The sequence below is a fragment of the Sphingomonas sp. R1 genome (genome assembly GCF_025960285.1).
Lineage (GTDB): Bacteria > Pseudomonadota > Alphaproteobacteria > Sphingomonadales > Sphingomonadaceae > Sphingomonas.
On the sequence record NZ_CP110111.1, the window covers coordinates 2896568 to 2918690 of the forward strand.

At 69.0% G+C, this 22123-nt stretch carries 17 protein-coding genes and 1 tRNA gene; 10 read left to right on the plus strand and 8 right to left on the minus strand.

Features of this window, described 5'->3' with window-relative positions; all coding sequences use genetic code 11:
- Positions 1-10: 10 nt before the first annotated feature.
- Positions 11-1210 (plus strand): penicillin-binding protein activator, encoded by a 1200-nt coding sequence (locus tag OIM94_RS13860; RefSeq protein WP_264607293.1) that lies wholly within the window; start codon positions 11-13, stop codon positions 1208-1210.
- A gap of 61 nt (positions 1211-1271) precedes the next feature.
- On the opposite strand, the gene hemW is transcribed toward OIM94_RS13860, so the two are convergent.
- The 6 genes from hemW to OIM94_RS13890 all read right to left on the minus strand — a co-directional run bounded on the left by hemW (position 1272) and on the right by OIM94_RS13890 (position 9577).
- Entirely contained in the window at positions 1272-2414 is a 1143-nt protein-coding gene (gene hemW, locus OIM94_RS13865) for a radical SAM family heme chaperone HemW (protein ID WP_264607294.1), read from the minus strand.
- A 10-nt stretch (positions 2415-2424) separates the two neighbouring features.
- Positions 2425-2498: transfer RNA gene (locus OIM94_RS13870), tRNA-Gly, on the minus strand.
- Positions 2499-2536: 38 nt separating this feature from the next.
- On the minus strand, positions 2537-4054 hold the full coding sequence (locus OIM94_RS13875; protein WP_264607295.1) for an efflux transporter outer membrane subunit: 1518 nt from the start codon (positions 4052-4054) through the stop codon (positions 2537-2539).
- Positions 4051-7251: an efflux RND transporter permease subunit gene (locus OIM94_RS13880; RefSeq protein WP_264607296.1), complete on the minus strand. Its 3201-nt coding sequence runs from the start codon at positions 7249-7251 to the stop codon at positions 4051-4053. The genes OIM94_RS13875 and OIM94_RS13880 overlap by 4 nt, the downstream gene beginning before the upstream one ends.
- 6 nt (positions 7252-7257) lie before the next feature.
- Complete coding sequence (locus OIM94_RS13885) at positions 7258-8490, minus strand: efflux RND transporter periplasmic adaptor subunit (RefSeq protein ID WP_264607297.1); 1233 nt, start codon at positions 8488-8490, stop codon at positions 7258-7260.
- Between the two features lie 160 nt (positions 8491-8650).
- Complete coding sequence (locus OIM94_RS13890; protein ID WP_264607298.1) at positions 8651-9577, minus strand: Gfo/Idh/MocA family protein; 927 nt, start codon at positions 9575-9577, stop codon at positions 8651-8653.
- 102 nt (positions 9578-9679) lie between these two features.
- Between OIM94_RS13890 and OIM94_RS13895 the strand changes: the two genes are divergently transcribed.
- Positions 9680-11476: an IlvD/Edd family dehydratase gene (locus OIM94_RS13895; protein WP_264607299.1), complete on the plus strand. Its 1797-nt coding sequence runs from the start codon at positions 9680-9682 to the stop codon at positions 11474-11476.
- Between the two features lie 143 nt (positions 11477-11619).
- Here OIM94_RS13895 and OIM94_RS13900 read toward each other — a convergent pair whose 3' ends face one another.
- Positions 11620-12000 carry a winged helix-turn-helix transcriptional regulator gene (locus OIM94_RS13900; RefSeq protein ID WP_264607300.1) on the minus strand — a complete coding sequence of 127 codons (381 nt, stop codon included), beginning with the start codon at positions 11998-12000 and terminating at the stop codon, positions 11620-11622.
- A 99-nt stretch (positions 12001-12099) separates the two neighbouring features.
- Between OIM94_RS13900 and OIM94_RS13905 the strand changes: the two genes are divergently transcribed.
- Positions 12100-13161 (plus strand): SDR family oxidoreductase, encoded by a 1062-nt coding sequence (locus OIM94_RS13905; RefSeq protein WP_264607301.1) that lies wholly within the window; start codon positions 12100-12102, stop codon positions 13159-13161.
- A gap of 80 nt (positions 13162-13241) precedes the next feature.
- Positions 13242-14333, plus strand: a complete 1092-nt coding sequence (locus OIM94_RS13910) for a DUF5694 domain-containing protein (protein ID WP_264607302.1) — start codon at positions 13242-13244, stop codon at positions 14331-14333.
- 12 nt (positions 14334-14345) lie between these two features.
- On the opposite strand, the gene OIM94_RS13915 is transcribed toward OIM94_RS13910, so the two are convergent.
- Positions 14346-15083, minus strand: coding sequence for a FadR/GntR family transcriptional regulator (locus tag OIM94_RS13915; RefSeq protein WP_264607303.1), 738 nt, complete (start codon positions 15081-15083; stop codon positions 14346-14348).
- Positions 15084-15274: 191 nt separating this feature from the next.
- Between OIM94_RS13915 and OIM94_RS13920 the strand changes: the two genes are divergently transcribed.
- The 6 genes from OIM94_RS13920 (at position 15275) to prmC (ending at position 21886) form a co-directional block, all read left to right on the plus strand.
- Positions 15275-16894 carry a sodium/sugar symporter gene (locus OIM94_RS13920; RefSeq protein WP_264607304.1) on the plus strand — a complete coding sequence of 540 codons (1620 nt, stop codon included), beginning with the start codon at positions 15275-15277 and terminating at the stop codon, positions 16892-16894.
- The gene (locus OIM94_RS13925; protein WP_264607305.1) at positions 16885-17763 is read left to right on the plus strand and encodes a 2-dehydro-3-deoxygalactonokinase; all 879 of its coding nucleotides are present in this window, start codon (positions 16885-16887) and stop codon (positions 17761-17763) included. The genes OIM94_RS13920 and OIM94_RS13925 overlap by 10 nt, the downstream gene beginning before the upstream one ends.
- A complete protein-coding gene (locus OIM94_RS13930; RefSeq protein ID WP_264607306.1) occupies positions 17760-18383 on the plus strand; it encodes a 2-dehydro-3-deoxy-6-phosphogalactonate aldolase in 624 nt (207 codons plus the stop codon). The genes OIM94_RS13925 and OIM94_RS13930 overlap by 4 nt, the downstream gene beginning before the upstream one ends.
- A 183-nt stretch (positions 18384-18566) precedes the next feature.
- Positions 18567-19817: a histidine--tRNA ligase gene (hisS, locus tag OIM94_RS13935; protein ID WP_264607307.1), complete on the plus strand. Its 1251-nt coding sequence runs from the start codon at positions 18567-18569 to the stop codon at positions 19815-19817.
- The gene (gene prfA, locus OIM94_RS13940; protein WP_264607308.1) at positions 19814-20887 is read left to right on the plus strand and encodes a peptide chain release factor 1; all 1074 of its coding nucleotides are present in this window, start codon (positions 19814-19816) and stop codon (positions 20885-20887) included. Before hisS ends, prfA begins: the two co-directional genes overlap by 4 nt.
- 180 nt (positions 20888-21067) lie before the next feature.
- Positions 21068-21886, plus strand: coding sequence for a peptide chain release factor N(5)-glutamine methyltransferase (prmC, locus tag OIM94_RS13945; protein WP_264609913.1), 819 nt, complete (start codon positions 21068-21070; stop codon positions 21884-21886).
- Positions 21887-22123 lie beyond the last annotated feature (237 nt).

The window sequence follows — 22123 nt, forward strand, 5'->3', positions numbered from 1 at the left end:
GGGGAGAGTCATGGCAGAGGGCAGCGGCAGATCGCAACCGGGACGCGTCGCGTTCCTCCGTTTGGCCGCGTTCGGTCTCACCCTGCTGGCCGGTGCCTGCGTGGCGCCGCGGGGCGGACCGCCGCCGGCACCCCCCGCGCCGATCGAGCGCCCGGCCGAGAAGCCGAGCACGCCGATCACGCAAGGCCTGCCGCAGGACCTCGCGCGCCACCGCGTCGCGCTACTGGTGCCGCTCAGCGGGCCCAATGCCGGCGTCGGCCGCTCGCTGCAGAACGCCACCCAGCTGGCGATCCTCGATACGAACACCGATGCCATCCGCATCACCAGCTATGACACGGCCGGCCCCGGCGGGGCGCTTGCCGCGGCCGACCGCGCCATCGCCGAAGGCAACAAGCTGATCCTCGGCCCCCTCCTTGCCGACGACGCCCGCGCGGTGGCGCCCGCCGCCCGCAAGGCGCGGGTGCCGGTGCTCAGCTTTTCCAACGATGCCAGTGCCGCGGGCGGCGGCGTCTATCTGCTCGGCTATTCCCCGGCACAGTCGATCGAGCGCGTGGTCGGCTATGCCAAGGGTAACGGCATCACCCAGTTTGCCGGGCTGATCCCTTCGGGCGTCTATGGCCAGCGCACCTCCACCGCGTTTCTCCGCGCCGTCGAGAGCGCCGGGGGCAAGGTGCTGGCGATGCACAATTACGATTCGCGGCCGGGTTCGATGAACAGCGCGATCGCCAAGCTTTCGGGCGTGCCCTACCAGGCGGTCCTGATCGCGGGCAGCGCCGGATCGGCGACGCTCGCGGTTCCTGCGCTGCGCCGCTCGGCGTCGGGGAAGTCGGCGCGCGTGCTGGGTACCGAGCTGTGGAACACCGATTCGGCGATCGCCACGCGGCCGGTGCTCAACGGCGCATGGTTCGCCAGCGTGCCGGACGGCGTGTACCGCCAATATGCAGTGAAGTATCGCAGCCGGTTCGGTGCGGCGCCCTATCGCCTGTCGGCGCTCGGCTATGACGCGGTGCTGCTGACCGTGCGGATCGCGCGCGAGTGGAAGACCAACAGCGATTTTCCGGCATCGATGCTGGTCGATCACGATTTCGGCGGCGTCGACGGTGCCTTCCGCTTCGGCCGCGACGGGATCGCCGCGCGCGCGCTGGAGGTGCAGGAGGTGCGCGACGGGGCGATCGTCACGGTTTCGGCAGCGCCCGCCAGCGCGCAGTAAAAAAGGATCCACGTCCCTGGATCCGTCCTTCCGGCGACCGCCGGGAGGACGGATGCGCGGTTCAGGCGACGATTTCGCGCAGGATCGCTTCGAGCACCGGCATGCCTGCCTCGGTGATCCGCAGACGGCTTCCCGCGCGCTCTGCCAGCCCGTGCTGGACGATGCGGTCGAGCGCACGTGGGTCGATCGGCGGCGCGCCGTCGGCCAGCAGGGCGATGCGGTCGAGATCGACACCCTCGCCGATCCGCAGCCCCATCAGCAGCGCCTCGATCGCGCGATCGGCGGGATCGAGCCGGTCCTCGCGCTCCATGCCGTGACCGTTGCGGTCGAGCGCGGCCAGCCAGTTCTCGGGCTTCTTGTGCCGCAGCGTCGCCAGCCCCCCGCGCCGGCCATGCGCGCCCGGGCCGATGCCCGCATAGTCGCGGTAGCGCCAATAGGTGAGGTTGTGGCGGCTCTCGGCACCGGGCCGGGCATGGTTGGAAATCTCGTAGGCGGGCAGCCCCGCCGCCGCGGTGATCGCGCGGGTCGCCTCGAACAGGTCCGCACCCAGATCGGCATCGGGGATGGTCAGCTCGCCCTTCGCGGCCAGCGTCGCGAAGCGCGTGCCCGGCTCGATGGTGAGCTGGTAGAGCGAGAGATGCTCGGTGCCGAAGCCGATCGCGCGGCGCAGCTCGGCTTCCCAGGCCTCCAGCGACTGGCCGGGCCGGGCATAGATCAGATCGAAGCTGACGCGCCTGAACGCGGCCTGCGCGGTCGCCAGTGCCGCCAGCCCCTCGTCGACGCCGTGCGCGCGGCCCAGGAAGCGCAGCGCCGCGTCGTCCAGCGCCTGCAGCCCCAGCGACACGCGGTTCACGCCCGCGGCTGCGATATCGGCGAATCGCGCGGCTTCGACCGAGGAGGGGTTTGCCTCCAGCGTGATCTCGATGCCGTCGTCGAACGTCCAGGCCCTGGCGGCCGCATCGAGGATCGCGGCAACCGTTTCGGGCGGCATCAGCGACGGCGTGCCGCCCCCGAAGAAGATGGACCCCAGCCGCCGCTCCGGCAGCACCGAGGCCTCATGCGCCAGATCGGCCAGCAGCGCCTCGCGCCACCGCGCCTGGTCGACGCGCTCGCGAACATGGCTGTTGAAGTCGCAATAGGGGCATTTGGACACGCAGAACGGCCAATGCACATAGAGTGCGAGCGGGGCGGGATCAGCTGTCATGGGCAAAGGGTGGAGCGGGTAGCGGGAATCGAACCCGCGTATTCAGCTTGGAAGGCTGCTGCACTACCATTGTGCTATACCCGCCCGCTGGAGATGCGCCTGCCACAAGCAGGGGCGTGTGGTCAACCGCCTGTGCCGTCGGCGGTTCCGGGCGCCACCACCGGTTGCGGCCCCTGCGGCGTCACGTTCAGCTGCGAATCCCCGCCCAGCGCGCGGTACAGGTCGACGCGGTTGGTTGCCGCGGTCAGCTGTATCGTCACCAATTGCTGCTGCGCCGTATAGAGCGAGCGCTGCGAGACCAGGCTCTGCAGGAAGGTGTCGATCCCGCCGCGATACCGCGCCTCGCTGAGCCGGAAGGTGTCGGCGGCGGCGTCGGCCTGGAGCTGGGTGGCGCGCAGCTGGGCATCCAGCGTGCCGCGCGTCGCCAGCGCGTTGGCGACGTCGCGAAAGGCCGTCTGGATCGCGCGCTCGTAGCTCGCGACGGCAGCCTGTTGCTGTGCCTCGCTCAGCCGTACCGTCGCCCGGCCGGCGCCGCCGCGAAAGATCGAATAGCTGGCGGTGCCGCCCGCCTGCCAGTTGAATGCATCGCCGTCGAACAGGCTGGACAGCGCCGAGCTGGCGAACCCCAGCACGCTGGTGAGGCTGATGCGCGGGAACAGGGCCGCGCGCGCCGCGCCGATCTGGGCATTGGCGGCGCGCAGCTGATATTCGGCCTGCACCACGTCCGGCCGGCGCAGCAAGATGCTCGAATCGATCCCGGCGGGCACGGCGGCGATGGTCGGGCCGGCTTCCTCGATCGAGGCGGGGAGCAGGGCGGGGTCGATCTCCGATCCGGCGAGCAGGCGCAGCGCGTTGACGTCCTGCGCGAGCAGCGTGGTCTGGCGCGCGATGCTGTTCTGCGCGGTGGCGAGCGTCTGCTCGGCCTGGCGCAGATCGGTGCGCGGGGCGATGCCGCCGTCGAGCCGCGCACGGGTGAGCCGCACCGTGTCCTCGGCGCTCCTGGCGGTCTGCTGCGCCACGGCGAGCAGGCTCGCGTCCGAGGCGTAGGTGAGCCAGGCCGTCGCGATGTCGCCAACCAGCGTCAGCCGCGTCGCGCGCGCACCGGCCTCGGTGGCGAAATAGGTGTTCTGCTGCTGCCGGGTGAGCGAGGCGAGCCGGCCGAACAGGTCCAGCTCGAAGCCGGTGATGCCGGCCTGCGTCGTGTAGTTGGTGCGCAGCCCGGTGCCGTTGCCGGCGCTGGTGCCCGTGCCGCCCGTGCCCGTGCCGCCCGTGGTCGTGCCGGTCCCCGTGCCATTGGTGGTCGCCGTGCCGCGACGCTCGGTGATGCCGGCGCTGGCATCGACCTGGGGGAACTGCGCGCCGCGCTGGACCTGATATTGCGCGCGTGCCGCCGCGATGTTCGCTGCCGCCACCCGCAGATCGCGATTGTTGGCCAGTGCCTGCTCGATCAGCCTCTGCAGGCGCGCATCGCGGAACACGTCGCGCCAGTTGAGCGCGGGCAGCGTCGCCTCGTTCTCGCGCAGATAGGAGTCGCCCACCGGCCAGCTCGTCGGCACGGGCGCTGCGGGGCGCACGTCCTTGGGCGCCATCGAGCAGCCGGCGAGCGCGGCGGTGGAGAGCAGGGTCAGCGCGCGCTTCATGCCTGGGGCTCCGGGGTATTGCGGCGATGGCGATTGCGCAGCGCGGCCAGGCCGTCGCGCACGCCGCGGCGGACGAGCACGAAGAACAGCGGGATGTAGAAAATGGCGAGGATCGTCGCGGTCAGCATGCCGCCGATCACCGAGGTGCCGATCGCGACGCGGCTGTTGGCGCCCGCGCCGGTGGAGATCGCCAGCGGCAGCACGCCGAAGATGAAGGCGAGGCTGGTCATCAGGATCGGGCGGAGACGGATGCGGGCCGCATCCAGCGCCGCTTCGATCACGCGCTTGCCCTGCTTCTCCGCCTGCTCGGCGAACTCGATCATCAGGATCGCGTTCTTGGCGGCGAGGCCCATCGTCGTGAGCAGGCCGATCTGCAGATAGACGTCGTTCTGCAGCCCGCGCAGCGTCACCGCGAAGATCGCTCCGACCAGGCCGAGCGGGATGACCAGCAGCACCGCGATCGGAATCGACCAGCTCTCGTACAGCGCGGCCAGGCACAGGAACACGACGAGCAGCGACACGCCGTAGAGCAGGGGCGCCTGACCCGAGGAGAGCCGCTCCTGATAGGAGAGCCCTGCCCAGGCGACGCTGGTGCCGGGGATCTGCGCGGCAAGCTCGGCGATCCGCCGCATCGCCTCGCCCGAACTCTTGCCGGGGGCCGCCTGGCCGCTGAACTCGAACGACTGCACGCCGTTGAACCGCGCCATCGAGGTCGGCGCGGTCGCCCAGCTGGTCGAGGCGAAGGAGGTGAAGGGCGCCATCTGGCCGTTGGTGCTGCGGACGAACCACTGGGCGAGGTCGCTCGGTTCCGAGCGATAGGGCGCATCGCCCTGCACATAGACGCGCTTCACGCGGCCGCGATCGATGAAGTCGTTGACGTAGCGGCCGCCCCAGGCGGTCGACAGCGTCGCGTTCACGTCCGACTGGCTGAGCCCCAGGGTCGCCAGCTTCTGCTGGTCGAGATCGACCTTCAGCGTGGCGACGTCGGGCAGATCGGTGAGGCGCACCGCGGTCAGCTCCGGATCGGCCGCGGCAGCGGCCAGCAGCTTGTCGCGCGCCGCCAGGAACTGCTCGCGCGGCATGCCGCTGGAATTGAGCAGTTCCATGGTGAACCCGGTCGACTGGCCGAGGCCGCGGATCGCCGGGGGCACCAGCGCAAAGACCTGCGCGTCGCGGAAATTGCGGAACGCGCCCGATGCGCGGGTGACGATGCCGTCGGCGCTGTTTTCCTGGCCCTTGCGATCCGACCAGTCGGCGAAGTTGAGGAAGCCCTGGCCGGTATTCTGGCCAGCCGGCCCGCCCCCGCCGCCACCGCCGGCCACCGAGAACATCACCGAGACGTTCTTGGCTTCCTTGGTGAGGAAATACTTCTCCACCGCCAGCTGCACCTCGCGGGTGCGCGACATGGTGGCGCCGGCGGGCAGGCGGATCTGCAGCGAGGCCGCGCCCTGGTCCTCGGTCGGCAGGAAGCCGGTGGGCAGGCGCACGAACATCAGCACCAGCAGTGCGCAGACCGCCAGGTAGAGCAGCAGGAAGATCCACTTGCGATCGACCACCGCCTGCACGCCGCGGACATAGCGATCGACGCCGCGCTCGAAGCCGGTGTTGAACTTGGTCTTCGCCGTGTTCAGCCCGCGCCCGACCCAGGGGAAGCGGCGTCCCATCCAGGTCTCTTCGACGTTCTTTTCCTGGCTCTTCTGCTTGAGCAAGGTGGCGGTGAGCGCGGGGCTCAGCACCAGCGCGACGAACACCGACAGCACCATCGCCGAGACGATCGTCACCGAGAACTGGCGATAGATCACGCCGGTCGATCCGCCGAAGAACGCCATCGGCAGGAACACCGCCGAGAGCACGAGCGCGATCGCGACCAGGGCCACCTGGATCTCGTCCATCGAGCGGATCGTCGCCTCGCGCGGCGTCATGTCCGGGTTCTCTTCCATCAACCGCTCGACATTCTCGACGACGACGATCGCGTCGTCGACGAGCAGGCCGATGGCCAGGACGAGGCCGAACAGCGTGAGCGTGTTGATCGAGAAGCCCAGCGTGTAGAACACGCCGAAGGTGCCGAGCAGCACCACCGGCACCGCGATCGCGGGGATCAGGGTCGCGCGCCAGCTCTGCAGGAACACGAACATCACGATGACGACCAGCACGATCGCCTCGAGCAGCGTCTTCACCACCTCTTCGATCGAGAGCTTGATGAAGCCGGTGGTGTCGTTGGCATAGGCGTATTTGAAGCCCGGCGGGAACCCCTTGGAGGCGGCCTCCACCTGCTGCTTCACCAGATCGGCGGTCTTGAGCGCATCGGCGCCCGGCGACAGCGAGATGGCGAGGCCGGCGCCCGGATGCCCGTTGATCCGGCTGGAGGAATTATAGTTGTCCGAGCCCAGCTCGACGCGCGCCACGTCGCGCAGCTTCACCGCCGCGCCGGAGGCATCGGTCTTCACGATGATGTTGGCGAACTGCTCGGGCGTCTGCAGGCGGGACTGCGAGGTCACCGTCGCGTTGAGCATCTGCTCCTGCGGCATCGGCTGGCCGCCAAGCTCGCCCGCGGCGATTTCGGTGTTCTGGTTTTGAATCGCGGTGATGATGTCGCCCGGGATCAGCCCGTAGCTGGAAAGCCGCGCCGGATTGAGCCAGATCCGCATCGCATAGGGCGCGCCGAACACGTTGGTGTCGCCCACGCCTTCGATGCGCGACAGCGGATCCTGGAGGTTCGAGGCGAGCCAGTCCGAGACGTCGAGATTGGTCTTCTTGTCGGTCGAATCATAGACGCCGACGATCATCAGGAAATCGGGGTTGGACTTGGTGACGGTCAGGCCCTGCTGCTGCACCTGACTGGGCAGGCGGGACAGCGCCTGCTGCACCTTGTTCTGCACCTGCACCTGGGCGATGTCCGGGTTGGTGCCCTTCTCGAAGGTGGCGGAGATCGTCACCTGTCCGCGCGAGGTGGACGAACTGCTGAAATAGAGCAGTCCGTCGATGCCGCTCAGCTGCTGCTCGAGCACCTGGGTGACGCTGTTCTGCACCGTCTCGGCCGAGGCGCCCGGATAGGTGGCGCGGATATTGACCTGCGGCGGGGCGATGTCCGGATATTGCGCGATGGGCAGCGAGAAGATCGCGCCCAGGCCCATCAGCATCACGATGATGGCGAGCACCCAGGCGAAGATCGGCCGGTCGATGAAGATGCGCGACATGGGACCTCAGCCCGCCTTGGCCTGGCTGCCGCCCTTGGTCTGGGCGCCGCCTTGCCCCTGGCCCTTTTTGGGCGGTTCGATCTTCTGCGGCGCGTTGGCGGGCACCGGCTTGATGTCGATGTCCGGCTTGAGGTTCGCCGTGCCCTGCACGATCACCTTGTCGCCGGGGGCGAGCCCCTGCGTGACCACCCAGTTCTGGCCGATCGTGCGATCGGCGACCACGGTGCGGGCCTCGGCCTTGTTGCCCGCGCCCACCACATAGACGGTGGCATTGCCCTTGGGATCGCGGGACACACCGGCCTGCGGCACCAGATAGGCCTGGGTGTCGATCGCCTGTGCGAACATCGCCCGGACGAACATGCCCGGCAGCAGCACGCCCTGCGGATTGGGGAAGCGCGCGCGCAAGGTGACGGTACCGGTGCTGGCGTTGACCACCACTTCGGCGAATTCCACCGCGCCGGCGAGATCATAGTCGCTGCCGTCCTCCAGCTTCAGCCGGACCGCCGCGCTCGCCGGCGTCACCCCGTTCTGGGCGAGCGCCTTGCGCAGCGCCAGCATGTCGGCGCTCGACTGCTGGATATCCACGAAGATCGGATCGAGCCGCTGGATCGTGGCGAGCGGATCGGTCTGGTTGGTGGTCACCAGCGCGCCTTCGGTGAAGAGGCTGCGGCCGATGCGGCCGCTGATCGGCGCGGGCACCCGGGTGAAGCGCAGGTTGATCTGCGCGGTCTGCAGCGCCGCGCGCTGCTGCGCTACCTGCGCGGCAGCCTGGCGCGCGGCGGCAAGCGCGTCGGTATAATCCTGCTGGCTCACCGCCTGCATCGCGGCGAGCGGCTTGTAGCGATCGGCCTTGATGCGCGCAGCCTCGAGATTGGCCTGCGCGTTCTGCAGATTGGCCTGGGCCTGCGCGACGGCGGCCTGATAGAGGCTGGGGTCGATCTGGTACAGCGTCTGCCCCTGGCGGACGATCGCGCCCTCGGTGAAGAAGCGGCGCTGGATGATGCCGGCCACCTGCGGCCGCACCTCCGAAGACTGATAGGCGGTGACGCGGCCGGCAAGCTCGGTCGTCATCGGTACGCTGCTCGGCTGCACCACCACATAGCCGACCTGGGGCGGCCCGGCGGCACCCTTGCGCCCGCCCTGCTTGCTGCCGCTGTCGCCAGCGCTGCACGAGGCGAGGAGCAGGGCCGATGCAAAGACGATCAGGCCCGAACGGCGATAGCTGGTCGGTGCGTTCAAATTTCGGAACCCGCTTTGGGGGCGGCCCAGAGGATACCGGGCTGCCGGTCACTGCCAAACGCGGCCTTAGATGCCACGTTTCCGCAGTGCCACAAAAGAGTTGTCGCAAAATATGTCGAAAGGGGCGGCCGCCGATTCCCGACCGCCCCCTTCCGCCGAGTCAGAAGGCGAAGGACTCACCGATCGCGCGTTCGCCGACCAGGAAGGCATCGGCCACCAGCTGGAGCGGGCGGACGTCGACATCGCTCTCGCCCGCGCCCACCAGCTCGGCGAAGCGGGCGTAGAGCCGGGCATATTCGCGGTCGGGCGCCTTCTGTTCGTCCTCTCCCGGCAGCTGGAGGATACTGCCGCCCATGCCGAGGCGCAGCGTGCCGGCATCGGTGTCGACCTCGATGTCCCAGGTCTGCGGACCGGTCTGCAGGAAATCGAAGTCGACGGTCACCGCCGCGCCGCCGCTGCGCATGTGCATCTTGGCACGGAGCGGGGAGGCGCGACCTTCCGGCACCTCCATCCATGCCTGGTCGAGCAGCAGCGCGTCCGGGAGGATTTCGGTCGCGATCGACAGCGCGTTGATGCCGGGATCGAACACGCCGAACCCGCCCGCCGCCAGGATCCACTCCTGCCCCGGATGCCAGCGGCGGATGTCCTCACGCCAGGTGATGCGCGCGGCGCTGATCGTTTTGCCGTGCAGCCAGGCCTTTGCCGGCGCGACGCCCGCCGCCTCGCGCGAATGCCAGGTGGTGAACAGCGTCACGCCCTTCTCGCGCGCGCGCTTCTCAAGGTCGAAGATCTCGGTCAGCGTCGCGGTCGGGGGCTTTTCGAGCATGACGTGGAGGCCGGCCTCGATCGCGATGCGCGCCTGATCGTACCGGCCGTCGGGCGGGGTGCAGAGCGAAACGGCGGTAAGATCGTGACCGCCGGCGATCAGTGCCTCGATGTCCTTGTGCGCCGGCACCCCGTCGACCTGCGCGTGGCGGCTGGCGGTGGCGACCAGATCGAAACGGTCATCCCCTGCCAGCGCCGGCAGATGCTGATCGCGCGCAATCTTGCCGATCCCGACGAGTCCCAGACGTATCCGCTCCGACATTATCCACCGTCCTTTTGTAAGATATATATGCTTCCTATTGGCGCGCGCCGCGGTTATCAAGCCGCGGTACAAATGCCCAATTTGCCCCGTAGCGGAGGAATCATGACGGAAGAAGCTGGAACTCGTCGCGCGCCGCTGCGCTCCAGGGCCTGGTTCGACGACCCGAATAACCCTGACATGACGGCGCTCTATGTCGAGCGCTATCTGAACTTCGGGCTCAGCCTGGAAGAGCTGCAATCGGGCAAGCCGATCATCGGCATCGCCCAGACCGGCAGCGACCTTTCTCCGTGTAATCGCCACCATCTCGAACTCGCCAAGCGGGTGCGCGAGGGGATTCGCGACGCCGGCGGCATCGCCATCGAGTTTCCGACCCATCCGATCCAGGAAACCGGCAAGCGCCCCACCGCCGGGCTGGACCGCAACCTCGCCTATCTCAGCCTGGTCGAGACGCTGTACGGCTATCCGATCGACGGCGTGGTGCTGACGATCGGCTGCGACAAGACGACCCCGGCCTGCCTGATGGCGGCGGCCACCGTGAACATCCCCGCGATCGCGCTGTCGGTCGGCCCGATGCTCAACGGCTGGTTCAAGGGCGAGCGCACCGGCTCGGGCACCATCGTGTGGAAGGCGCGCGAGATGCTCGCGGCGGGCGAGATCGACTATAAGGGCTTCATCCAGCTCGTCGCCTCGTCCGCGCCGTCGACCGGCTGGTGCAACACCATGGGCACCGCGACGACGATGAACTCGATGGCCGAGGCGCTCGGCATGTCGCTGCCGGGCTCCGCGGCGATCCCCGCGCCGTATCGCGACCGCGCCGAATGCGCCTATCGCACCGGTCTCCAGATCGTCGAGATGACGCTCGCCGATCGCAAGCCCAGCGACGTGCTGACCCGCGAGGCGTTCCTCAACGCGATCCGCGTCAATTCGGCGATCGGCGGCTCGACCAACGCGCCGATCCACCTCAATGCGATCGCACGCCATATCGGCGTCGAGCTCAGCCTTGAGGACTGGGAATCCTACGGCGCCGACGTGCCGCTGATCGTCAACCTCCAGCCGGCGGGCAAATATCTCGGCGAGGATTTCTACCGCGCCGGCGGCGTGCCCGCGGTGATGGGCGAGCTCTATCGCGCCGGGCTGCTCCACAACGACGCGCTGACCGTCAACGGCCGCACCATCGGCGAGAATATCGGCACCGCCGAGATCGAGGATGACGATGTGATCCGTCCGCTCGCCGCGCCGCTCCGGCCGGCGGCGGGGCTGACCGTGCTGTCGGGCAACCTGTTCGACAATGCGGTGATGAAGCTCAGCGTGATCTCGGACGAGTTCCGCGCGCGCTACCTCTCCAACCCGGACGACCTCGGCGCGTTCGAAGGCACGGCGTTCGTGTTCGACGGGCCGGAGGATTATCACCACCGCATCGACGATCCCGCGCTCGGCATCGACGAGAACAGCATCCTGATCATGCGCGGCGCGGGGCCGGTCGGCTATCCGGGCGGCGCCGAGGTGGTCAACATGCGTCCGCCGGTGGCGTTGATCCAGGCGGGCGTGCATGCGCTGCCGTGCCTGGGCGACGGCCGCCAGTCGGGCACCAGCGGCAGCCCCTCGATCCTCAACGCGGCACCCGAAGCGGCGGTGGGCGGCGGGCTTGCGCTGGTCCGCACCGGCGACCGCATCCGCATCGACCTCAACACGCGCAGCGCCAACATGCTGGTCAGCGACGAGGAACTGGCGCAGCGCCGCGCCGACCTCGGCATCGACTATGTGCCCGAATCGCAGACGCCGTGGCAGGAAATCCATCGCGGGCTGGTCGGCCAGTTCGACGGCGGCGCGGTGTTCGAGAATGCGGTGAAGTATCAGCGCATCGCCCAGACCAAGGGCCTGCCGCGCGACAGCCACTAGGCGCTCGCGGCGACCATCCACCTTCGTCATTCCGGCGAAAGCCGGAATCCAGTGGCTGCTCCGCCGAGGCGCTTGCCGAACCCGACTGGCGAATGGATCCCGGCTTCCGCCGGGGTGACGATTTTAGGGGCAGGTGTGCCCCATCAGCCGCGACGGGCGGTGGGCCGGCTGCCGAGCTGGTCGAGCGCATCGGCATTGTCGCGCCCCCAGGCATAGAGCAGTTCGACCGGCTCGACGAAGCGGTCGCCCAGCGGTGTCAGCCGGTATTCCACCGCCGGCGGCACCGCGTGCTGCACGATCCGGTCGATGAGGCCGATCTCCTCCATGTCGCGCAGCGTCTGGGTCAGCATCTTCTTCGAGATGCCGGGCAGGCTGCGCAGCAGCACGCCGCTGCGTGCCGCGCCGCCATGCCGGGCGTGGAGCGTGTGCAGCACCATGCTCGTCCATTTGGTGGCGAACAGCGCCAGCACGCGCCGCGGCGCGCAATCCTCGCGCCATTCCGAATCCGCCGTTCCTGGTCGCATGCGTGGGTACCTTCTGGTGCCTAGGTTCCGATTTGGTGCCGTCTAGAAGCCGCCCGCGCCGCTGCCTAGCTCGCGGACCAACGCTTTATGGAGGCAGAAATGGCCAAGACGGCTTTGGTGGTAGGTGCGAGCGGCATCGTCGGAAGTGCTACGGCGGCGCTGCTGGTGGCCGAAGGGTGGACGGTGCACGGGCTGGCGCGCCGTCCGGTGGACCAGCCGGGCGTGTCGCCGATCGCTGCCGACCTGACCGATGCGGCGGCGACGGCGCAGGCGCTGGCGGGCGTGAACCCCGACGCGGTGTTCATCACCACCTGGCTGCGGCAGGACAGCGAGGCGGAGAATATCCGCGTGAATTCCGCCATGGTGCGCAATCTGCTCGACGGGCTTCCCAAGCCGACGGCCCCCCGCCATGTCGCGCTGGTCACCGGGCTCAAGCACTATCTCGGGCCGTTCGAGGCGTACGGGAAGGGCAGCCTGCCGCAGACGCCGTTCCGCGAAGAGCAGGGGCGGCTCGACGTCGACAATTTCTACTATGCGCAGGAGGACGAGGTGTTCGCCGCGGCAGACCGCGACGGCTTCACCTGGAGCGTGCACCGCCCGCACACGGTGATCGGCAAGGCGGTCGGCAATGCGATGAACATGGGCACGACGCTCGCCGTCTATGCCACGCTGTGCCGCGAGACCGGCCGCCCCTTCCGCTTTCCGGGCTCGCCCGCCCAGTGGAGCGGGCTCACCGACATGACCGATGCGGGGCAACTCGCCCGCCACCTGCTCTGGGCAGCGAAGACGCCGGCGGCCGCCAACGAGGCGTTCAACGTCGTCAATGGCGACGTCTTCCGCTGGCAATGGATGTGGGAACGGATCGCGGGCTGGTTCGGGCTGGAGGCGGCGCCGTTCGACGGCACGATGCTTCCGCTCGAGGTGCAGATGGCGGAGGATGCGCCGCTCTGGCAGCGCATCGCCGAACGCGAGGGGCTGGCCGAACCGACTCTCGCGCGGCTTGCCTCGCCCTGGCACACCGATGCCGATCTCGGCCGGCCGATCGAGGTGGTGACCGACATGTCGAAGAGCCGGCGCCTGGGCTTCACCGCCTATCAGCCGACCGACGACGCCTTCTTCGCGCTGTTCGGGCGTCTGCGCGCGGACCGGTTGATCCCGTAAGGCGCGGGCGTATGTGTGTTGCGTGAATAATACGGCCTCGATAGGGTAGCGCATTGCTTTGCTTGTCGAGGTCGTTTCGCATGCTGGTTCGCTTGATATTGTTGGCGGGTGCCGCCTTATTCGCTGCCGGATCCGCGTCGGCGCAAGGCTATCGCCCGGCCTTCCATCCCGAGACGCTGAAGGGGCCGCCCGCCGGCGCGCCGAACCAAGTGCTGGTGCTGGGCACCGCGCATCTGTCCGATCTGCCCAAGACGCTCGACCTGACGCTGCTGTCCCCGCTGCTCGACCGGCTGGCGGCATGGCAGCCGACGGCGATCGCCACCGAGAATCTCTCGGGCCTGCAATGTGACGCGCTGCGCCGCTATCCGGCGCGCTATGCCGAGACGGTGAAGATCTACTGCTTCGATCCGGCCGAGGCGGCGAAGGCGACGGGGCTGGACGTGCCCGCCGCCAACGCCGCGGTGGAGCGGGCGCTTGCCGCCTGGCCCGCCGCGCCCACTCCCGCCCAGCGCCGCCATCTCGCCGCCCTGTTCCTCGCCGCCGGTGAGCCCGGCTCGGCGCTCGTCCAGTGGCTGCGCCTTGCGACGGACCAGCGGATCGCCGCGGACGGGCTGAGCGATACGCTGATGGCGACGCTGGAGAAGCAGCGCACCCGCCGCAACGAAACCTCGCTGCTGGCCGCCGCGCTCGCCGCCCGGCTTGGGCTGGAGCGGCTCTGGAGCGTCGACGACCATAGCGCCGACACGCCCGATTCCGGGGACCCTGCCGAGGACAAGGCCGCAGCGGCCGCAATCCAGCGCGCCTGGGACAACCCTGCAACGCACCAGCGCGAGGCGGAGAACCAGCGCCTGCGGGCCGGGCTATCGCAGCCGGGCGGCGTGCTGGCGGCCTATCGGGCGATGAACGCGCCCGAGGCGCCGAACCTCGCCTATGAGTCCGACTTCGGCGCCACGCTGCGTGAGCCTTCGCCGCAAGGCTTTGGCCGCCAGTATCTCGGCTATTGGGAGACGCGGAACCTGCGCATGGTCGCCAACATGCGTGACGTGCTCGGCCGGCGGCCCGGCACGCGGATGCTCGCCATCGTCGGAGCCTCGCACAAGGGCTATTACGAGGCCTATCTCAACCAGATGCACGACGTGACGCTGGTCGACCCGCTGCCGCTGCTGCGCTGAGCACCGCCCGGATCAGGCCGCTTCCGCGCCGGAGGAGGTCTCGATCAGTTCCACCACGTCGCCGATCAGCGTCTGCATCGCGGTGCGCGCCGTGGCGGGGTCCTTGGCCGCGATCGCGTCGCGCACCGCGGCATGGTCGGCGACGCTGGCGGTGCGGCCCTTGATCCGGTTGGTGAAGCGGATCGAGGTGCGCAGCGCGGTCGCCACCATGTCGCGGAACTGCGCGTAAAAGGGATTGCCCGAGGCACGCAGCACCGCGACGTGAAAGGCGATGTCGGCATCCAGCGTGTCGTCCTGCCCGCGCTCCGCCGCTTCCATCCGAGCTAGGCCCGCCGAGATGTGGCGGAGGTCCGCCTCGGTGGCGAACTGCGCGGCCAGTGCCGCCGCCTCGGGCTCGATCGCGATGCGCAGCTGGCTGAACTGGCGGAGCAGCTCGACCGAGAATTGCCGCTCGAGCAGCCAGCGCAGCACGTCGGTATCGAACAGGTTCCAGGACGAGGCCGGCTGCACCACCGTGCCCTGGCGCGGGCGGGCGCTGAGCAGGCCCTTGGCGGTCAGCATCTTCACCGCCTCGCGCGTCACCGACCGGCTGACGGCATGCTGCTTGGCCAGTTCCGCCTCGGTGGGGAAGGGTTCCTTCTCGTAGCGCCCGGTGACGATCGCCCGGCCCAACGCATCGAGCATGCCATAGGTGAGGTTGCGGCCCAGCCCGGAGCGGACCTCGTCGGCGGGAAGGGGAAGGGTGGACATCCTCGTATTTGCTTTCCTGTTCTTGTTCATGCCATGCTGCGCGCAGCCGCATTGTTGCGCCATCGTACTCCAGGGGCGCTGCTGGACAACCCCGATAAATAAGATAAATGAACATCCAAACCCTGTCGTGGGGCAGGGTGGGACAAGACGCGCGGGCCATGCCGCCCGCGCCGGGGCCGGCAGGAGTGGGCATGAGTCTATCCAACATCGATCTGGTCGTGGTGATCGTCTACGCGATCGGCATCTTCGGCCTCGCGCAGTGGGTGAGCCGCGACAAGGCGGGCGCCACCAAGGATTCGAGCGACTATTTCCTCGCCTCCAAGAACCTGCCCTGGTGGGCGATCGGCGCCTCGCTGATCGCGGCCAACATCTCGGCCGAGCAGATCGTCGGCATGTCCGGATCGGGCTATGCGATCGGCCTGGCGATTGCCTCCTATGAGTGGATGGCGGCGCTTACCCTGCTGATCGTCGGCAAATTCTTCCTGCCGATCTTCCTGCGCAACGAAATCTACACGATGCCGCAGTTCCTGGAGCAGCGCTTCGGGCCGACGATCCGCACCGTGATGGCGGTGTTCTGGCTGATCCTGTACGTCTTCGTGAACCTCACCTCGATCATCTGGCTTGGCTCGATCGCGGTGACGCAGGTCGCCGGCGTCAACCAGGACGTGGCGCTGATCGGCCTGGGCGCCTTCGCGCTGCTCTATCAGCTGCGCGGCGGCCTCAAGGCGGTGGCGCTGACCGACATCGTCCAGGTCACCCTGCTGGTGCTGGGCGGCCTCGTCGTCGCGTACCTCACGCTGACCAAGATCGGTGGCGACAGCGGCGTGTTCGGCGGCTTCCAGGAACTGACGCGGCGCGTGCCCGATCATTTCGACATGATCCTCTCGCCCGACAATCCGCACTATAAGGACCTGCCGGGCATCGCGGTGCTGGTCGGGGGCATGTGGATCGCGAACCTCAGCTATTGGGGCTTCAACCAGTATATCATCCAGCGCGCGCTGGCGGCGAAGAGCCTGGCCGAGGCGCAGCGCGGCGTGGTGTTCGCGGGCTTCCTCAAGCTGCTGATGCCGGTCGTCATCGTGCTGCCGGGCATCGCCGCGGTGGTGCTGGCGCCCAACCTCGCCAAGCCCGACCAGGCCTATCCGACGATGATGGCGCTGCTGCCGACCGGGCTGCTCGGCCTCGTCTTCGCGGCGCTGATCGCGGCGATCATCGCGTCGACTGCCTCCAAGATCAATTCGATCGCGACGATCTTCACGCTCGACATCTATGCCAAGCTGAAGGGCGTGGAGCGCCGCGCCAACGACGGTGCCGACAAGGCCGGCTATGAAACGCATCTGGTACGGGTCGGCCGGATCGCGGCGGTGGTCTCCATCGTCATCGCGATGTTCACCGCGCGGCCGCTGCTCGGCAGCCTCGACCAGGCGTTCCAGTATATCCAGGAATTCTCCGGCTTCGTGACGCCGGGGATCACCGTCATCTTCCTGCTCGGCCTGTTCTGGCCGCGCGCGACCGAGGCCGGGGCGCTGGTCGGCGCAGTGGCGTCGGTGGTGCTCAGCTTCGTCTTCTGGTTCCCGGCGAAATGGGGTGGGATCGAGGCGCTGAACGCGGTGCCGTTCATCAACCGCATGGGCATCGTGTTTCTCGCCGCCCTGGCGCTGGCGGTGATCGTCTCGCTCGCCCGGCCCGCGGCCGGGGGCAGCAACCGTATCCGCATGGAAGGCGTGCGCTTCCACACGACCACCGGCTTCAACATCGCCGCGGTGGTGATCCTTCTGATCCTTATCGGGTTGTACGCGACATGGTGGTAAGCTTTTCCGGGTCCTTCCTCGCGGTCGACTGGGGCACGACCAACCGCCGTGTCTTCCTGGTGGAGAAGGGGGCGGTCACCCACACCGAGCGCGACGACAAGGGCGTCACCTCGGTCACCGATTTCGCCGCCGAGGCCGCCGGCATCCGCGCGCGGCATGGCGATCTGCCGCTGCTGATGGCGGGTATGGTCGGCGCCAATATCGGCTGGGCGCCGGCACCCTATGTCGCCGCGCCCGCCGGGCTTGCCGAACTGGCCGCGGGGCTGCTCTGGGTCGAAGACCGCAGCGCGATCGTGCCGGGCGTCTCGACGCTGGTCAGCGGCCGGCCCGACGTGATGCGCGGCGAGGAAGTCCAGCTGCTCGGCGCCGTGTACGCGGGACTGTCGCCCGCCGATGCGCTGCTCGTCCAGCCCGGCACCCATTGCAAATGGGTCGAGATGGTGGACGGCCGCATCGCCGACTTCACCACCGCGATGACCGGCGAGCTGTTCGCCACCCTGCGCAAGCACGGCCTGCTTGCCGCGCAGCTGGGCGGCGAGGTGCAGGTCGGCCCCGCCTTCCTCGCGGGCGTCGAGGAGGGGCGGCGGCGCGACCTCGCTGCGTCACTGTTCGGCATCCGCGCCGCCAAGATGCTGGGCGTGCGCGACGATGCCGACGCCGCCGCCTTCGCCAGCGGGCTGCTGATCGGCAGCGACGTCGCCGCGCGGCTGGCGCATGCCGGGCACGACACCGTCCATATCCTTGCCGACCCGATGCTGGGCGGCCTCTACGCCGCGGCGATTAGCGCCCATGGTCGCGAGGCGGTGATCGCCAGCAGCCACGACGCCTTCGTCGCCGGAATCCTCGCCCTTGCGGAGCAGATTGCATGAGCCACATTGCCGAATTCGACGCCGCCTTCGCCAAATGCCCGCTGATCGCGATCCTGCGCGGGGTGAAGCCCGACGAGGTCGAGGCGATCGGCGACGAGCTGGTCGCGGCCGGCTTCACCCTGATCGAAGTGCCGATGAACTCGCCCGAGCCGCTCGAGAGCGTGTCGCGCCTCGCCAGGCGCTTTGCCGGCCGCGCGGTGATCGGCGCGGGCACGGTGCTCAAGGTCGAGCAGGTGCAGCAGGTGGCGGACGCCGGCGGCACGATGATCATCTCGCCCAACGCCAATCTCGACGTGATCCGCGCCAGCGCGGCGGCGGGGCTGGTGTCGCTTCCCGGCATCATGACCCCGAGCGAGGCCTTTGCCGCGCTCGATGCCGGCGCGACCGCGCTCAAGCTGTTCCCCGCCGAAGCGGCGAGCCCGACGGTGCTCAAGGCGATGCGCGCGGTCCTGCCCAGGGAAACGCGCGTCCTGCCGGTCGGCGGCATCGCGCCGGACACCATGGGCCCGTGGCAGGCCGCCGGCGCACCCGGGTTCGGCCTGGGCTCGGCGCTCTACAAGGTCGGCCTGAGCGCGGCCGACGTCGGCGCCAACGCCCGGGCGTTCGTCGCGGCGCTGTAAGCCGTCCTCCATTGTTCCCCTCCCGCTTGCGGGAGGGGCTAGGGGAGGGACTGATGTGGAGGGGGCGGGAACACGCTGCTGCCATCCCCTCCCCGACCCCTCCCGCAAGCGGGAGGGGAGCGCAGGCGGTTCCCATTGGGCACATTGCCCCCCGCCCCAAACCGGCCTAATAGCCGCGCCCACATGGCACGTATCCAGACCCCCCAGCGCATCCGGGGCACCCAGGACATTTTCGGGGAAGACCAGCGGCGGTTCGCCGCGGTGCTCGAAACGTTCGATCGGGTGCGCAAGCTTTACTGCTTCCAGCGGCTCGAGATCCCGATCTTCGAGGCGACCGGCGTGTTCGCCCGCTCGATGGGCGAGACCTCGGACGTCGTCTCCAAGGAGATGTACACCTTCGAGGATCGCGGCGGCGATTCGATCACGCTGCGCCCGGAGTTCACCGCCGGCATCGCGCGGGCCTATATCAGCGAGGGCTGGCAGCAGTTCGCGCCGCTGAAGGTCGCGACGTCCGGCCCGGTGTTCCGCTACGAGCGCCCGCAAAAGGGCCGCTATCGCCAGTTCCACCAGATCGACGCCGAGATCCTCGGCGCGCCCGAGCCCGCCGCCGATGTCGAGCTGCTGGTGCTCGCCGACCAGCTGCTCAAGGACCTCGGCATCGCCGACGGCGTGACTCTGCAGCTCAACACGCTGGGCGATGCCGCGACGCGCGACGCCTGGCGCACCGCGCTGGTCGCGCATTTCGAGGCGCACAAGGGCGAGCTTTCCGAGGACAGCCTGGCGCGTCTGGAAAAGAATCCCTTGCGCATCCTCGATTCGAAGGACCCGCGCGACCGCCCGATTGCCGATAGCGCGCCGGATATCGACGCCTATCTGACCGACGAGGCCGCCGCCTTCTTCAAGGCGGTGACCGACGGGCTGGACGCGGCCGGTGTCGCCTGGACGCGCAATGCGCGGCTGGTGCGCGGGCTCGATTACTATCGCCACACCGCGTTCGAGTTCGTCACCGACCGGCTGGGCGCGCAGGGCACCGTGCTGGCCGGCGGCCGCTATGACGGGCTGATCGGCTCGCTCGGCGGCCCCGAGACGGCGGGCGTGGGCTGGGCGGCCGGCGTCGAGCGGCTGGCGATGCTGATCGAGGAGCCGAAAGCGGCGGCGATCCAGGTCTATGTCGTGGTCGAGGACGATCGCGTGCAGGCCGATGGCGTGCGCGCCGTCGCCGCGCTGCGCCGGGCGGGGCTCGCGGCCGAGCTGCTCGCCACCGGCTCGCCGCGCAAGCGGTTCGACAAGGCGGTGAAGAGCAATCCGGACGCGCTGCTGTCCCTGGGTGTTGCGGAGGGATCCACCTCAAAGCGGCTCAAGGTCAATGTCGGCGACGCCGCTGCGATCGAGGCCGTGCTCGGCAGCATTGCCTGGGGCGGCCCGACCGAATGACCCGCATCCCGCCGGACCGCATCGCGGCGATCGAGGCGCGGCGCGACGAGTTGCAGGCGCTGATGGCGTCGGGCGAGCTCGGCGGCGATCGCTTCGTCCAGGTCTCGAAGGAATATGCCGAGATCGAGCCGGTCGCGGTCGCGGCGGGCAATGTTCGCCGGCTGCGCGCCGAGGGCCAGTCGCTGCAGCAGATGACGCAGGATGCCGATGACGAGCTGCGCGCGATGGCGGTGGAGGAACTCCGCGCCAACGAAGGCACGCTCGCCGAGGCCGAACGCAAGCTGGCGCTGTCGCTGCTCCCCAAGGACGCGGCGGACGAGCGCCCGGCGCTGCTCGAAATCCGCGCCGGCGTGGGCGGCGACGAAGCCGCGCTGTTCGCCGGCGATTTGCTGCGCATGTACCAGCGCTACGCCGATCGGCTCGGCTGGCGGACCGAGCTGATCTCGGCCAGCAGCTCGGAAGCGGGCGGCTACAAGGAAGTCGTGGTCGGCATCACCGGCACCGGCGTGTTCGCCAAATTGAAGTTCGAGAGCGGCGTCCACCGCGTCCAGCGCGTTCCCGCCACCGAGGCGGGCGGGCGCATTCACACCTCCGCCGCTACCGTCGCGGTGCTGCCCGAGGCCGAAGAGGCGGACGTGCAGATCGACGACAAGGATCTGCGCATCGACATCTACCGCGCCTCCGGCCCCGGCGGTCAGGGCGTCAACACCACCGACAGCGCGGTGCGGATCACCCACTTGCCCACCGGCATCGTCGTGATCCAGCAGGACGAGCGCTCGCAGCACAAGAACAAGGCCAAGGCGATGAAGGTGCTCCGCACCCGCCTGTACGAGGCCGAGCGCGAGCGGCTGGCGGCAGAGCGCGTTGGCGCGCGGCGCTCGATGGTCGGCTCGGGCGATCGGTCGGAGCGGATCCGGACGTATAATTTCCCGCAGGGCCGGGTGACCGATCACCGCATCAACCTGACGCTGCACCGCCTGCCCGAAATCCTGGAAGGCGAGCTCGACGAACTGGTCGGCGCGCTGGTGGCGCAGGACGAGGCCGACCGGCTTGCGCAGCTGGACTCGTAAAACTCCTCCCCGGAACGGGGAGGGGGACCGCGCGGCGGAGCCGCGGGGTGGAGCGGCCGCGCCGCAGGCGCGGAACGCTCTCCACGCCCAGGAACCTCGCCGCTTGCGCGGCGGCCCCTCCACCATTCGCGTTGCGAATGGTCCCCCTCCCCGTGCCGGGGAGGAATTGGGGTGCACGCGGTGGTGAGCGTGCGCGCAGCCCTTGCCGACGCCACCCGCCAGCTTGAAGCCGTGTCCGACACCCCCCGCCTCGATGCGGAGCTGCTGATGGCGCACGCCCTCGGGACCACTCGCGACACCCTCCTGCTCGGCCGACTGGACGATCCCGCGCCCGAAGCCTTTGCTACCCTCGTCGCCCGTCGCCTGACGCACGAACCGATCGCCTATATCACCGGCACTCGCGCCTTCTGGACGATCGACCTCGCCGTCGGCCCCGGGGTGCTGATCCCGCGCCCCGACAGCGAGACGCTGATCGAGACCGCACTCGCCTGGTTCGGCACCCGCGCGCCCGCCCGGATCCTCGATCTCGGCACCGGCCCCGGCACGCTGCTGCTCGCCGCGCTCGCCGAATGGCCGGAGGCGGAGGGGCTGGGCATCGACGCCTCCGAAACCGCGCTCGGCTATGCCCGCCGCAATGCCGATGCGCTGGGTATGGCGAACCGGGCCGCGTTTCGCCGCGGCGACTGGACCGCGGGTCTGGATGGCCGCTTCGACCTGATCCTCGCCAACCCGCCCTATATCGGGACCGACGAGCCGCTGCCGCCGCAGGTTCTGGACCATGAGCCGGCGGAGGCGCTGTTCGCTGGCAGCGACGGGCTCGACGACTATCGGCGCATCCTTCCCGCGCTTCCCGGTCTGCTCGCGCCCGGCGGCGCGGCGGTGATCGAGATCGGCTGGACGCAAGCAGCGGCGGTTTCTTTGCTGGGACAGGAACAGGGCCTGGCCCCAAGCGTCTATAACGACATGGGTGGACGGCCGCGCGTGGTCCGGCTGACTTGAAACTACGCGCAAACGTCACATATTTCTGCTTGGAGAATGGTACGCCAGCGGCTAGAAGAACGCCGGGGCGAGGCACCTTCAACCAAGTTGTTGAGATAAAGGGCTGAGGCCCGACTCCATGGTCATGTGTGCCGCTGCAGTCCGGCGGCCGTGGCAAGCGGAAGGTTCTGGGTACGCCCGGAACCTGCCGCGAATGTAACCCTGCATCCGGAACCTCGATGAATCGACGGACGGCTT